We start from the raw sequence: 14,423 nt of genomic DNA, 5'->3' as shown, positions 1-14,423 counted from the left end.
GCGAGTGACGTAGTCACAAGCCCATCCTCTTTATTCTCTAGATTATGTTGCATTAGGTATCGTCCATAGCGAACTGAAAACCATTCTATCCTCTGCGACGAGAATCAAGTATTCGTGTCTAAAACCATTTGCGCTGCCTAACGTATTGCATGTACCAACAAGAATGAAAATTACTCGAGATCCACGTAATTGCGATATTCTAGGTGCAAATGTTTACTTTGTATATTATTCAATATCATAAGCATTCTTTATTTATTTTAAGAAACAATTGGAATCCACATTCTGTATCCACGTAGAAATATTGTCAATCTTGTGTCAGTGTAACTTTAAGGACGATTCATGTTTGAAGTAACTGTGCGTAACGAATATGATAGAGGTAGAAGTTAGTGCAAGAAAGGAATCCATCATATGAAAATTAGCGATTTTTCAATAAAACGCCCCGTTTTTACTACTGTTATCATGTTTTTGGTCATTATTTTAGGAGTAGTATCCTTTTTAAAAATACCTGTTACGTTAATTCCTGAGTTGAATCCACCAATCGGTGTAGTTGTAACTAGTTATCCTGGGGCAAGCCCGACGGAAGTTAGTGAAAAAGTGACAAAACCGTTGGAAGCAAGTTTATCAACTTTACCGGGTATCAAAACCTTGCAATCTTCTTCACGAGAAGGTGCAAACTTTATTGTATTACAATTTGATTGGGCAACCGACATTGATGATGTACAGACGGATATTATGCAACGTATTGATCAAACGCCTGTTCCTGATGAATCACAGAAACCTCGCTTTTTAAAATTTGATCCTGCACAGTTTCCAGTCATTCAACTATCACTCCGTGCTCCTGAAAATAGGGGAGACGTTCGAGTAATTGCAGAGCAATTAGAAAAAGAACTACGTCGAACTGAAGGTGTAGCAAGTGTCAACGTTTCGGGTGAATTAATTGAGGAAGTACAAATATTACTTGATCAACAAAAGCTAGAAGATAAAGGCTTAGCTCAATCTGATATTGTGCAACTGATTCAAGCTAACAATGTATCTTTCCCTGGAGACCCCATTGAAACGGAAGATGGTAAGCAATTAACAACTCGTATTGTCAGCACTTTAACTACAGTCGAAGATATTCAAAAACTTGTAGTTACAGTAAATCCGTTAGATGGTAAAAACATACTTGTCGAAGATGTAGCAACGGTTGCATTAGCTGAACAAGAAACATCAATTGAAACACGTGCTAATGAAGAACCAGCCGTTTTAATGTCTGTGCTGCAAGAATCGGGTGCAAACACAGCGGATGTGTCTACCTCTTTTAAAGAATCATTGGATGACCTTTTACAAAAGGACGAGTTTAAAGGTGTAGAAGCTGATATTTTATTTGATCAAGGAGATTACGTAAAATTAGCCATTGGCAATATTGGTTCTTCTTTAATATTTGGTGGCCTTTTTGCTATGTTAGTGTTATTTGTCTTTTTACGTGGAATAAAGAGCCCTATTATTATAGGGATTGCCATTCCATACTCGGTCATCGTGACATTTGTATTAATGTATTTTGCTGATTTCGCACTAAATATCATGACATTGGGAGCGCTTGCTCTCGGTATTGGTATGTTAGTTGATAATGCTATAGTCGTAATCGAAAATATTGAACGCCATCTAGGCATGGGCAAAGATTCTAAAACTGCAGCTTCAGAAGGAACAAAAGAAGTAGCCGGAGCGATCATTGCTTCAACCTTAACGACGGTAGCTGTTTTCGTCCCAGTTATTTTTATTACCGGATTAATTGGTCAGATATTTACTGAGTTTGCTTTAACAATTTCATTTAGTTTAATCGCTTCGTTGGTTGTGGCTTTAACCGTTATTCCTATGCTTGCCAGTCGAATGTTGAAGAAACCGAAAGGCGATTCTGAAGCAAAAAGAAGGCGTTCAAAATCATATAATAAATTTGAACGTTCGGTAAAATGGGCACTTGGACATCGTCTAATCGTGATGGGCGTCACAACTATCATGCTAGGAGCCGGAGCATTTGGTTTATTCCAAGTCGGAACTGAATTTTTACCAGCAACAGATGAAGGATTTGTAAGTGTCAACGTAGAACTTGAAAATGGCTCATCTACAAGTGCTACAAAAGAAGTTGTTGAAAGTATAGAAGAAGTTTTGAAGAAACAAAAAGATGTTGATGTCTACGTAAGCTTGGTAGGAGGCACTCAACAAGGTCAATCACAAGGATCTTCTGAATCCAATCGAGCTGAAATGTACGTGAAGCTTATTCCTTTAGATGACCGTGACCGCTCAGTGTTTGAGTTTGTAGATGAAGTACAACCAGAAGTATTGGATATTGTAGGAGAACAAGCCGAAGTTAGCTTCAACTTACAAACTGCAGCTGGCTCAACACCAAATTCATTATCATTTACTGTGACAGATACTGATAACCAGCGATTAGAAAAAGCAGTGACAGATATCTCATCGTCTTTAAGTAAATTTGATTCAGTTACAGAGATTTCAAATGACCTGGAAGATACGATTGATGAAATACAAATGACAGTTAATAAAGAAGCGGCAACTGAGTATGGTATGGCTCCAGCTCAGATAGCACAAACGGTAAATAGTGTGACACGTGGTGCGTTTGCTACTCAAATTATTTCTGAGAATGATGATGTGTATGGTGTCTATGTAAAATACGACGAAAAGTACCGTAGTAGCATAGAGCAGCTAAAACAATTAAAGCTACGTACACCCTCAGGACAATTTGTTGAACTTCAAGAATTAGCAGATATTGAAATTGCACAAGGTCCAGTTTCTATTCGTCGAGTTGATCAAGCGAGTTCAGTTAATTTTACGATTAAATATAAGTCGAGCTATTCTTTAGGTGAAATGTCTGATCAAGTAGACGAAGTGATTGAAGAACTGAATTTGCCAGAAGAAGTTGACATAACTTTTGGTGGGGATCGAGAGCTATTTGAAAGTGCAATTAACGATATGTTGCTTGCGGTTATTCTCGCAGTTGTCTTGGTTTATATTGTGATGGCGGCTCAGTTTGAATCGTTTAAATACCCGTTTGTCATTATGTTCTCAGTACCATTAATGATTATTGGCGTGTCGCTAGGCTTATTTGTCACTCAAACTCCAGTGAGCATAACAGCAGTCATTGGGTTATTGGTGCTAGTCGGCATTGTAGTAAACAATGGGATTATGTTAGTTGATTTTATTAATCAACGAAAAGAAGAGGGATATTCTTCATATGAAGCCATTGTTTCTTCTACTCGAGATCGTGTTAGACCGATATTAATGACTGCTTTAACAACAATTCTTGGGCTATTACCCCTAGCAGTAGGTATTGGTCAAGGGACCGAAATTAATCAACCTATGGGGATTGTTGTAATCGGAGGATTAATAAGTTCTACATTATTAACTCTATACGTAATTCCCGTTATATATAGTTTATTCGACCGAGAAACACGTCGAAGTTCATAACTTTTAATATCGAAAAAATGTAACGTCTATTCTGCATCAAGAATAGGCGTTGTTTTTTTATCCATATTTTTGTATTATTCAGTAAACAAAGGATTTGGAGGATACTTATGCATATTCCGTTCATTACTGGATTTCCCGGATTTATCTCAAGACAAATCATCGTGGAATTAATTCAGCAGAAAAAAGTTGAAATTATCTATGCTGTTGTCCTACCAACACAATTAGCAATTGCTAAAGAAGTAGCTAAGGAGTTAGTTAAAGAATCACAAAACGTCAATATTGTGATTGTTGAAGGAGATATCACATTACCAAACATGGGAATGTCGGACGAAACTTTACAACAAGTCCGTAAACAAGTTACGGTAGTTTGGCATTTAGCAGCTCTGTATGATTTAGCAGTGCCAAGAGACATTGCGTGGAGAGTCAATGTACATGGCACTCAAATGGTTAATGAATTTGTTCAAACTCTGCCGAGAATTACGAGATATATGTACTTCAGTACTGCCTATGTCGCAGGAACACGCGAGGGCATCTTGCGAGAAGATGAATTAATCCGTCCTACTGCATTTAAAAATTATTATGAAGAAACAAAGTTTGAGGCTGAGCTGCTGGTAGAAAAGATGAAAACTATCGTTCCTACGACTATTATTCGACCTGGAATTGTGCGAGGGCATTCAAGAACAGGTGAAACTATCAAATTTGATGGACCTTATTTCTTTATCAATATGATTGATAAATTAAGTAAACTTCCGGTAATTCCATACGTTGGTAAGTCAACTGCGTATATTAATGTTGTGCCAATTGATTTTATTATTAAAGCAGTTGTTTATTGCAGCGAAAGTGCACGAGCAGCTGGCAAAACTATACATTTAACTGATCCCCATCCTCATCCGGTTGAAGAAGTGTATCGTCATATGGTGTGGGAAGTAACAGGTAAATTGCCAAAAGGCCGATTTCCTCTAGTATTAGCAAGAAAAGGACTTGACCTAAAATTTGTTAGACAGAGATTAGGTGTGGAAAAAGAAACATTGGATTATCTAACGTGGGCAGCTCAGTTCGATACAGCGGTAGCCAATGAAGTGCTAAAAGATAGTGATATTGAATGTGCTGATTTTATTGATTCGTTACCATCGATGATTGCATTTTATCAAATGCATAAAAAGGACGAACATTATCATGTTCAAATAAAGTAGTCCATTGTTTACAACTTTAAGGATTATGATATAATTAGGATACATGAAAACTTAATAGACTTTTGACTGTTGTCAAAGGGGAGTAGCTATAGGGAGACCTATTTCATAGTCGTCATTACGTGGGTAAAACCATCGGTTATGATAGCCATTTATAATGAGCTTAGCAAGACCTTTGCCTTTTATTAGGTGATAGGTCTTTTTTGTTTTCAAAAAAAAGAAGGTAGTTCAAAAAGTCAGTTAAAAATTGCTGTCGGATCTCGTCGTTGTCTTGTTTTTCCGCTGCTCACCAAATGTACTAGAAGGAACTTCTGCAGAAAGCGCTCACGTCCTGTGAGGCGCAACCTATCATGCGACAAATAACCGCAGGAATCAAATCAGAAGTCAGCACATCCTATACATGTCCGGTGCTCAAAGACAGCGTCGTCTCAGGCAAGTACCGTCGGTCAGTCAGATCCATGCCACTATAAGTGGTATCATCTGAGTTCCTCAAAACGGCTCTTTTTATGCTCTTTATGAACATTCATTTAAAGGAGAAAAACATGGATATTTTTACAGTAGAATTTTTAGTGGCATTGTTATCAATCATTATGATTGATTTAGTTTTAGCAGGAGACAATGCAATTGTTATCGGTATGTCTGCAAAGAACCTACCAGAACATCACCGAAAGAAGGCAATTATTTGGGGGACTGTAGGAGCAGTTGTTGTAAGGGTTCTTGCAACACTAGCGATTGTTTGGTTATTGAAAATTCCAGGTTTACAACTTGTGGGTGGGATTATTCTTATTGGGATTGCTTACAAATTATTAATTGATGAAAGTGATTTAGGCGATCACAAAGCTTCAACCAATTTATGGTCTGCAATTGGTACCATTATTGTTGCTGATACCATTATGGGACTAGACAATGTATTGGCTGTTGCTGGAGCAGCACATGGTAGTTTCCTATTAGTCGTTTTAGGATTAATTATAAGTGTTCCGATTATGGTTTGGGGAAGTACACTATTTGTTAAATTAATCGACAAATACCCTGTTATCATCTATATTGGTTCAGGTGTATTAGCGTTTACAGCAGCTAGAATGATTACTCATGAAGGCTTTTTGAAAGATTTCTTTGATGCTAATCCGATTATTACTTGGACAATGATTATTGTTATTACCGTTGGAGTTGTTCTTGCTGGCCGCTATAAAAACCGAAAATTGCTTGTTATAGCTGACCATGAACTTGAAGATGAAGAAAATATTAATAAATAAAAATTAAAAAACTGCTAATAATCATACTGATTATTAGCAGTTTTTTTTTGGTACCCCCACAAAAGATTGGAAACTCTTCGAATAGTTAGAAGAACGAGATTACGTTCAAAAAAATTATAAGAGGTGTAGCACATTGAAAAAAATTAGTGCAGCATTACTAGCTACAGGTTTACTTGCATCAACTTCAATCCAAGTCTTTGCAAATGATACTGAAAAAGTAGACACATCAACTTTCGAAACCGTAAATCTCCAAGATGCTTTGAAGAATGTGAAAAATGAAACTACATCACTTGAAGATTTGCAAATGATTGTAGCAAATATCCCTGTAGGTTTAACTGCTAATAATATTTTTGCCCTATCGACAAACATTGAAAAAATTAGCAATCCACAAGCTAAGTCAGCTCTTTATAAGAATCTTGAAAATGCGCTAGCGAAATATGAAGAAAAAAATAAACCAGAAGAATCAACAGAAACTCCAGTTGAAGATGAAACAGAAGTAGAAAAGAACATTCCGGAAACAGACGAAACTGAAGTAGTGAAAGACGCTCCTAAATCACAAGAAAACGAATCTGAAAAGACAGAAAAACAAGTTGGTCATGAGTTGAAAAAGGCTGAAAGAGAAGCAGCAAAAGAAGCTCAAAAAGCGACTAAATTAGTAGAAAAACAAGAACGCACAGCAGCACAGCAAGCGAAAAAAGAAGAGCATAAAGCAGCACAACTAGTAAAAAAACAAGAGCGCAAAGCCGCACAACAAGTAAAAAAAGATGAGCACAAAGCAACGCAACAAGTAAAAAAAGAAGAACGAAAAACCTCTGATAAAATGAAAAAAGATGATCAAAAAGCAAAACATCAAGGAAAAAAAGAAGAAAAAGATAAGAAATAAGGCTAGAAAATGTAAAGAAAATGACATGCAAATTGCCTTTTCATTTTCACAAGAACCCGTTACAATCGATAGGACTTAACTATTGTGCAAGAACGGGGTGAGCTTGTGATTCTAGCTTCAATTCAAGGGATTTTCTTAAAAAAACAAACAAAACAAAATGTTGAAGCGCTTGTAATCCAAGCGAAAAATGGGAACAAGGAAGTTCATCATGAACTTCTTTCTTCCTATACACCATTTATGAAAAAAACTGCATCTTTTGTGTGCAAACGCTATATTAGCGAACAAGATGATGAATACAGTATAGCAATGCTAGCTTTTAATGAAGCCATTGAGCATTATGAATTAGGTAAAAATGCCTCTTTTTTAACTTTCGCACATCTGCTGATTCGGCGTAAATTGATCGACTTTATTCGTAAAGAATCTAGAAGAAAAGAAATTCATATAGGACAAATACCGTTTGAAAATAAAGATCTTCAGGATTCATTTGACATCCTAGAGTCTTCACATTCTTTTGAACAATTTACAGCGAAGCAGCAGGCAGAGGAAAGAAGGCACCAAATAGCAGTATTTGAATCATTGCTAAAGCCCTATGGATTAAGTTTTCAAGAACTTGTTAAGGTCTCACCATCTCACGAAGACTCTCGTCAAACAGCTATACAAATTGCTCAAATCATTGTGGAAACAGATGAGTTTTACGAGATGTTACTAACGAAGAAAAGGTTACCTATGAAAGAACTTGAGGAGTTAGTAAATGTCTCACGTAAGACAATTGAACGACATCGCAAATATATTGTGGCAATCGTTATTTTGCTAAAAAGTGATTTGCATTATATTAAAGATTACTTAAAAGGGAGAATGTCATAATGAACACGCATAAAGGGATTGTCTTTGAGACAACAACTGCATATAGCATTTTCTTAACGTCTGATGGACTTTTTGAAAAAGGCATTCCCCTTACATCCTCTGTTCAAATAGGGGAAGAAGTTTATTTTCGACCTTATCAAAACATGAAACAACAAAAAGCTAAATACTCATTTAAATCACGATGGACGACTCCGATTCTTTCCGTTGTTGCTACAATTGTTTTATTATTCTCTGTATTGTTACCTGCACAATCAAATGTTTCTGCCTATGTGCAAATCGATATCAATCCAAGTATTGAACTGGGTATTAATAAAGCTGGTAATGTGTATTCTTTTAAAGGACTAAATGACGATGGTGTAGGAATTAAACGAGATATTTCATTTTGGAAAGGGAAGCCTTTGTCATGGGTTTTACTACAAATAGTTGATCGAACTGAATCACTTATTGAAGAAACAGAAGTGGTTGAGATAACAACAATCTATCAAAATGATATGGATCATGAAACATTAGAAAAAGTCATTGAAACGGCTGTAGCCACTTCAGCAAGTCAAGCTTTACCCAAGAAACAAGCGATAAAAGTGACAGAAGCAACAGTATCTGACTGGAAATCCGCAACAAATAAAGGGGTTTCTGTACAAAAGTATCAAGACGAATTAAAAAAGAAAAATAAAGATAAACTTGAAAAAGTGAAAGATAAAGTAAAAGGTAAAGTAAAGTCCGAAACAAAAAATAGAGAAACTAATAAAAAACAAGACAATTCAAAAGTAATTGAAAAAGACCTGGAAGAGAAAAAAGAACCTAAAAATGAGAAAATTAACCTTCATAATAAATCATTGAAAACAGATAAACCAAACGATAAAAAGGTACAAGAAAAACAAAAAGTGAACCAAAATAAAGTCAATAATGAAAAATCGAAAGAAAAACAAAAAATAAATGAAAAAAATAATAAAAAAGAGCATCTAAAAACTAAGAACAAAAGTAAACAACTAGCTAATAAACAAAGCAACTCTACAAATACAAAAGATTCCAACTCACATATCGTTAAAAAAGATAATAAAGTTAAAGGAAACGAAAAAAAAGATAAGCTTGAAAAAGTGAAGAAAAAAGTAAAAAAAGAAAAGATTAAACAGGAAAAACGAGGCAATGCTAAGGGAAAGATCCTAAAAGATGATAAACCAAAACGTTAAATAAAGTGAGTGCTTCTCCAGAGAGAAGCACTTTTTTATGGAGAAAATAGACTACCTCTTTCTTTTTCTTCAAATGTTTCTTAGAATAGGAAGATGATCTAACTGTTTTTCGAAAGGACTTGAGCTATTTATGAATCCAATCATTCGTCGTATTCGAAATTTAACACCTGCTCAAGCTATCGTCTCTTATTATTTTTTAGCCATTGGGATTTCTGTTGGGTTATTAAATTTGCCAGGTGTACATCAGCAAGGAGTGAACGTATCATTTATTGATAGTTTATTTACGACAGTAAGTGCAGTGAGTGTTACAGGCTTAACGGTATTAAACATTGCCGATACATATTCTACGTTTGGGATTGGTATGTTAATGGTTATTCTTCAACTTGGAGGAATCGGGATCATGTCACTCGGTACTTTCATTTGGTTAATTGTAGGGAAAAAAATTGGTTTACGTGAACGTCAATTGATAATGATGGATCATAATCAGCATTCATTATCTGGAGTCGTTAACTTGATTATTGAAATCATAAAGATTCTATTACTTATTGAGTTAATCGGTGCTCTTATTCTGACATTTTATTTTACCCAATATTATGACACGTTCTCTGAAGCATTATTACATGGCTTGTTTGCATCCGTTTCTGCTACAACGAACGGTGGCTTTGATATAACAGGTGAGTCGATGATTCCATATCATAATGATTATTTTGTTCAAATCATTAATATGATTTTAATCATTCTAGGAGCAATAGGTTTTCCCGTGTTAATCGAACTTAAAGCGTTTTTATCCAATAAAAATAAAAGCTTTAGATTTTCACTTTTCACAAAAATAACTACAGCAACTTTTGGATTATTGCTTTTGGTTGGAACTGTAGTTATTTTAGCATTAGAAATGTTTAATTCATTTAAAGGGATGTCTTGGCATGAAGCATTATTCACAGCGATGTTCCATTCGGTATCTTCTCGTTCAGGGGGGCTTGTTACCGTTGATATTACAGAATTTGCTGATGGTACAAATATTTTCATGAGTGCACTGATGTTTATAGGAGCATCCCCGAGTTCAGTAGGCGGGGGAATTCGAACCACAACATTTGCCATCGCTATTCTTTTCTTAATCAATTTCGCACGTGGAAAAAATGAAATACAAATCTTTAATCGAGAAATTCAATTAATTGATGTATTTCGATCCTACGCTGTCATTATTTTAGCGTTATTTATGGTGTTGTTTGCTACAATCGCACTTTCAATTTCAGAACCATCGTTATCAATGGCAGCCATTGTTTTTGAAATAACCTCTGCATTCGGGACGTGTGGAATGTCTTTAGGTATTACGGATGACTTGTCGAATTTCGGTAAATCTCTCATTATGATTCTCATGTTTGTAGGTCGTGTTGGATTAATTTCATTCCTCTTCACTATCGGTGGTCGAACGACTAAGACCAAATTCCATTATCCAAAAGAACGAGTTATAATTGGCTGAAAAAAAGAGCAGGTCCTGAAAATCAGGATACCTGCTCTTTTGCTATGAAGGAGAATTGAGGTGCTTGTCCAGGCTTGAAGAAAGTGAGTAAATACCCATCCTTAGCTACCACATGCTCCTGTGTAAGTTCTTTTAAATCAAGTGAGAAGGGTACCAGTAGTGTCTGTTTATATACTTCACGTTCATGGAGCTGAAGTTGTGCGAATGACTCTCCAGCAATGCTTGGATTTTCAATTATTTTTCGATAAATAGCAGACTGTGCATCTTTTTCCATTTCTTTTTCCCAGTATGGTTTACGAGGCTGGAATTGATGATGTGCTAAATAATCGAATTTCATTAAACTTCTTACGATGTTCATGTTTGCACGTCCGTCTTGAATTAGAAACTCTTCAAGTCGTTTAAACAAATCTTCCAGTTGATGGCCAATTCGAGACCAGCCTTTGAGCTCCCAATAAGTCCCAAAGTCTTGGAAGAAATCAAAAGGTGTTTCAAATGTTTCACTAACTAAATAGCCGACCGTGTAATCAAGTCTATGGTCATTCCAGTACTTTTCAAGGACATCTTCAGCTTGTTTTATACGTAACATATCGTCAAAGCTTAACACATTATTCGCAAATATCTCGTAAGGGGCTTGATCAACGTATACGTAGCCATATTCCTCAGCTTGTACGCGAAGACCAGTTCCACGTAAAAGTTTTAAGAAGCCTAACTGTAACTCTTCAGGACCCATTGCAAAGACATCATTAAACGTTTGTTTGAACGAAGTGTAGTCTTCTTCCGGTAGACCGGCAATCAAGTCTAAATGTTGGGCAATTTTTCCACCTTCTTTTACCATTGTCACCGTCCGTGTTAATTTAGCAAAGTTCTGCTTTCTTTTAACGAGTTCATTGGTTAAATCATTGGTCGATTGAACACCAATTTCAAAACGGAATAACCCAGCAGGAGCGTTGTCGTTCAAGAATTGAATAACCTCAGGTCTCATGATATCTGCTGTTATTTCAAACTGGAAAACTACACCTGGACGATGCTCATCAATTAAGAACTGAAACATTTCCATTGCGTAGCTACGACTAATATTAAACGTACGGTCGACAAATTTAATGATTTTTGCATCATGATCCATTAAATATCGGATATCTTCTTTCACTTTTTCACGATTGAAATAGCGTACACCAACTTCAATGGATGATAAACAAAACTGGCATGAGAAAGGGCAACCTCTACTCGTTTCTATATAAGTAATCCGTTTAGACAAGTGAGGGATATCTTCCTCAAAACGATAAGGTGATGGCATTTCACGTAAGTCGATTTTGGGACCTTGTGGATGAAGAACAAATTTGTCTTCTTGCATATAACAAATTCCTAAAACATCTTTAAGTGGAAGATTTCCATCCAAGTGAAGTAGTAATTGCTTAAATGAAATTTCACCTTCGCCCATTACAATATAATCAATTTCTTCAATGCGTCTTAACCAGTAGTTCGAGTCATAAGAAACTTCAGGACCACCAAGAACAATAATCGTTTCGGGACTGACTTTTTTCAGCAATCTGACGACTTTAATGGTCTCTTCAATATTCCAAATGTAACAACTAAAACCAACTACTTGTGGTTTTTTTAAGTAAATGTCAGACACAATATTGAAAGAAGGATCTTTTATTGTATATTCAGAGATTATCGGATTAAATTCAGGCTGTACGCTAGCTTTAAGGCATCTGAGTGCCAAGTTTGTGTGAATATACTTTGCATTTAATGTTGCTAAAACGATGTTCATTAAGCATTCTCCTTTTTTACATCATTCTATTTTAACAAGGATTAGTGTTTCAAACAATATGAGTCTAAATATCTACGTTAATTGTTTAAATACGATAAAATAATCTGAATTAAGTGTGTATTTTACTTTTTGATCATAAAAAGGATATTCATGGCATATAATGCATGAAAAGTACACGAAAGGGTAGGTGAATGACATGTTTGGAGATCAAATACCGGAGATATTCGATTTTTTATTTTGGGATGATGAAGACTCAGTGATTATTTTAGAGAATAAAGAAATTATTAAAATGAACCCAATGGCAAGAGATATTTTCTTGCTGCGTAATATTGATGAATTTACCCGAAAAATGGACAAGCCATCTAAAGAAATTTGGGAGAATTTCTTACACGATACGAATATCTGCAAGCTCGCAACATGTCAAATTACTGTTTCCGACTCATACGAATGTAATACTGTCTACGATATAGAGGGCTGTTACAATGATACAACTTCGCAATACATTATTCGCTTGAAGCAAGTCCAAGATCCGCGAAGTCTTAGTTTTAACGAAGAACTGAAATATGAAACCATTTTCCAATATGCCTCTCAAGGAATTATATTAACTTCTACTTCTGGGACGATTCTAGAAGCCAATCAGATGATTGAAACTTTTTTTGATATTCCCACAAGTGAATTAATGGGAGAAAATGCTAAGTTAATCTTTTCATTGTTACCAGATTATCAAAATGAACTTAGTCAATTTTTTAAAGATGTTCAATCAAAAGGAACCGCTAAAATAGTAACTTCTAAAGTAAACGCTGATGGGGAAGTGAAGTTTTATGAATTTAATTCTTTCTTCAATAATAGCGTAAATATGTATGTGACCATAATGCGAGATGAAACGGAAAAGATCCAATTAAAAAAGCAAGTTGAACATAGTAGGTCTCTATCAACACTCGGACAATTAGCAGCAAGTATTGCCCATGAAATTCGTAATCCCTTGACCTCTCTAAAAGGCTTCACACAATTACTTTCTCATCAAGTTACAAAAGAAGGTAGTCAATACCTTGAAATTATCAACAGTGAGCTAAATCGAATGGAATCTATCCTTAATGAATTTCTAGTATTATCTAAACCATCCGAACGATCTTTTGAGTTTTTCTCATTGTCATCATTAATCTCACAAGTTGTAGATTTTATGTATCCACAAGGGAAAATGCAAAATATTGAACTTGATTTTGTTTCATGGAATAGTGAATCAGACGGTATTTTTGGCGATCCTTATGAATTTAAAAAAGTGTTCATGAATATTTTTAAAAATGCTATTGAAGTTATGCCTCATGGAGGGAAAGTGGAAATTACTCAAACTTGGACAGATGATAAACAACTATGTGTGTCGATCAATGATCAAGGATCCGGCTTGACTTCAGAACAAATGCATAAAATATTTTTACCTTTTTACACGTCAAAAGAAGGCGGTACCGGTTTGGGACTAGCACATGCAGTTCAAACAATAGAGAATCACGGGGGTAGCATTGAAGTTGAGAGTGAGCTTAATCATGGAACCACGTTTTATATTTACCTTCCCGTCTATCATTTAGATGCCAAGAATGAAAAGACAGATCGTCACCAACCTGATAAAAAGCCAGTATGGGAAGTGATAACTTCAAATTGAAGAAGAATGTACCTATATTTATTTATTTATTTATTTATTTTTAAAGGCTCTGCTAAAAGATAAGATTGTTTATTGTGCATTTGTGCTTGCCGCACGTTCCGTATAAGCCAACAAGTATGAAAATTAAATACGAACGATCTAAAAACAGAAATTCTATCGATTTCCGCACTCCATTGACAACATTATTTGAAAGTTAGCATTTCTATAGCTTTAAGTAAATTAGATAGTAAGGGAATATGCGACTCCCCTCGAAAAACGGACTGGCAAGACCCCGCAACGAGGTACGAGTGAGGAGGCTTTCCTGTTCGTTCGCGGAAAGGGAGCCAATTCCCACCTGCTTTATAACAGGAAAAGTTAACCTATGCTATTTTTTATCGTGCAATTGCGCTTGCCGCACGTTCCGAATGAGCCAACAAGAATGAAAACCACATCCTTGTGGGTCTCATTCTTCAAATAGCTACTCCTTCGGTTACTCTTCGCAAAGAATACTGAACAAACTACCTTTGGTCATATTCTTTCTTGCGGCTTGCTAGGCGCAAATATACCCTTCATATCAATTTAATATCAACCACATTAATTAATTTGGGTTTTCTATAGTCTTTTAACCATATTGAATATAAAAAGGAATCTGCGTCCCTCCTGCGGAAAAACGGGCAGTCAAGACCCCGCAGCCGCA

The 14,423-nt window shown here is 35.7% G+C and carries 9 protein-coding genes and 1 pseudogene; 9 read left to right on the top strand and 1 reads right to left on the bottom strand.

Features of this window, described 5'->3' with window-relative positions; all coding sequences use genetic code 11:
- Window positions 1–408: 408 nt before the first annotated feature.
- The 8 genes and pseudogenes from WBG45_RS04335 to WBG45_RS04300 all read left to right on the top strand — a co-directional run bounded on the left by WBG45_RS04335 (window position 409) and on the right by WBG45_RS04300 (window position 10,319).
- Window positions 409–3,462 (top strand): efflux RND transporter permease subunit, encoded by a 3,054-nt coding sequence (locus WBG45_RS04335; protein ID WP_424412556.1) that lies wholly within the window; start codon window positions 409–411, stop codon window positions 3,460–3,462.
- Between the two features lie 107 nt (window positions 3,463–3,569).
- On the top strand, window positions 3,570–4,655 hold the full coding sequence (locus WBG45_RS04330; RefSeq protein WP_424412555.1) for an SDR family oxidoreductase: 1,086 nt from the start codon (window positions 3,570–3,572) through the stop codon (window positions 4,653–4,655).
- Between the two features lie 539 nt (window positions 4,656–5,194).
- Entirely contained in the window at window positions 5,195–5,905 is a 711-nt protein-coding gene (locus WBG45_RS04325; protein ID WP_424412554.1) for a TerC family protein, read from the top strand.
- A 133-nt stretch (window positions 5,906–6,038) separates the two neighbouring features.
- Complete coding sequence (locus WBG45_RS04320; RefSeq protein ID WP_424412553.1) at window positions 6,039–6,788, top strand: hypothetical protein; 750 nt, start codon at window positions 6,039–6,041, stop codon at window positions 6,786–6,788.
- An 84-nt stretch (window positions 6,789–6,872) separates the two neighbouring features.
- Window positions 6,873–7,652, top strand: a complete 780-nt coding sequence (gene sigI, locus WBG45_RS04315) for an RNA polymerase sigma-I factor (protein WP_424412552.1) — start codon at window positions 6,873–6,875, stop codon at window positions 7,650–7,652.
- Window positions 7,652–7,771: pseudogene (locus WBG45_RS04310) on the top strand (anti-sigma factor domain-containing protein); the annotation flags it as partial. The gene sigI and the pseudogene WBG45_RS04310, both read left to right, overlap by 1 nt.
- A gap of 24 nt (window positions 7,772–7,795) precedes the next feature.
- On the top strand, window positions 7,796–8,839 hold the full coding sequence (locus WBG45_RS04305; protein ID WP_424412636.1) for an anti-sigma-I factor RsgI family protein: 1,044 nt from the start codon (window positions 7,796–7,798) through the stop codon (window positions 8,837–8,839).
- Between the two features lie 130 nt (window positions 8,840–8,969).
- Window positions 8,970–10,319 carry a TrkH family potassium uptake protein gene (locus tag WBG45_RS04300; protein WP_424412551.1) on the top strand — a complete coding sequence of 450 codons (1,350 nt, stop codon included), beginning with the start codon at window positions 8,970–8,972 and terminating at the stop codon, window positions 10,317–10,319.
- Between the two features lie 22 nt (window positions 10,320–10,341).
- Here the strand turns inward: WBG45_RS04300 and WBG45_RS04295 are convergent, their stop codons facing one another.
- Complete coding sequence (locus tag WBG45_RS04295) at window positions 10,342–12,090, bottom strand: B12-binding domain-containing radical SAM protein (RefSeq protein WP_424412550.1); 1,749 nt, start codon at window positions 12,088–12,090, stop codon at window positions 10,342–10,344.
- A 196-nt stretch (window positions 12,091–12,286) separates the two neighbouring features.
- Between WBG45_RS04295 and WBG45_RS04290 the strand changes: the two genes are divergently transcribed.
- Complete coding sequence (locus tag WBG45_RS04290) at window positions 12,287–13,747, top strand: ATP-binding protein (RefSeq protein WP_424412549.1); 1,461 nt, start codon at window positions 12,287–12,289, stop codon at window positions 13,745–13,747.
- Window positions 13,748–14,423 lie beyond the last annotated feature (676 nt).

The sequence above is a fragment of the Paenisporosarcina sp. genome (assembly GCF_049671445.1).
GTDB lineage: Bacteria > Bacillota > Bacilli > Bacillales_A > Planococcaceae > Paenisporosarcina.
This window is presented reverse-complemented; position numbering and strand designations above follow the sequence as displayed.

What these genes read in the sequence shown, in the direction of transcription:
- WBG45_RS04325 (WP_424412554.1), top strand. Translation starts at nt 5,195, where the DNA reads ATGGATATTTTTACAGTAGAATTTTTAGTGGCATTGTTATCAATCATT.
- WBG45_RS04290 (WP_424412549.1), top strand. Translation starts at nt 12,287, where the DNA reads ATGTTTGGAGATCAAATACCGGAGATATTCGATTTTTTATTTTGGGAT.
- WBG45_RS04335 (WP_424412556.1), top strand. Translation starts at nt 409, where the DNA reads ATGAAAATTAGCGATTTTTCAATAAAACGCCCCGTTTTTACTACTGTT.
- WBG45_RS04305 (WP_424412636.1), top strand. Translation starts at nt 7,796, where the DNA reads ATGAAACAACAAAAAGCTAAATACTCATTTAAATCACGATGGACGACT.
- WBG45_RS04300 (WP_424412551.1), top strand. Translation starts at nt 8,970, where the DNA reads ATGAATCCAATCATTCGTCGTATTCGAAATTTAACACCTGCTCAAGCT.
- WBG45_RS04295 (WP_424412550.1), bottom strand. Translation starts at nt 12,090, where the DNA reads ATGAACATCGTTTTAGCAACATTAAATGCAAAGTATATTCACACAAAC.
- WBG45_RS04330 (WP_424412555.1), top strand. Translation starts at nt 3,570, where the DNA reads ATGCATATTCCGTTCATTACTGGATTTCCCGGATTTATCTCAAGACAA.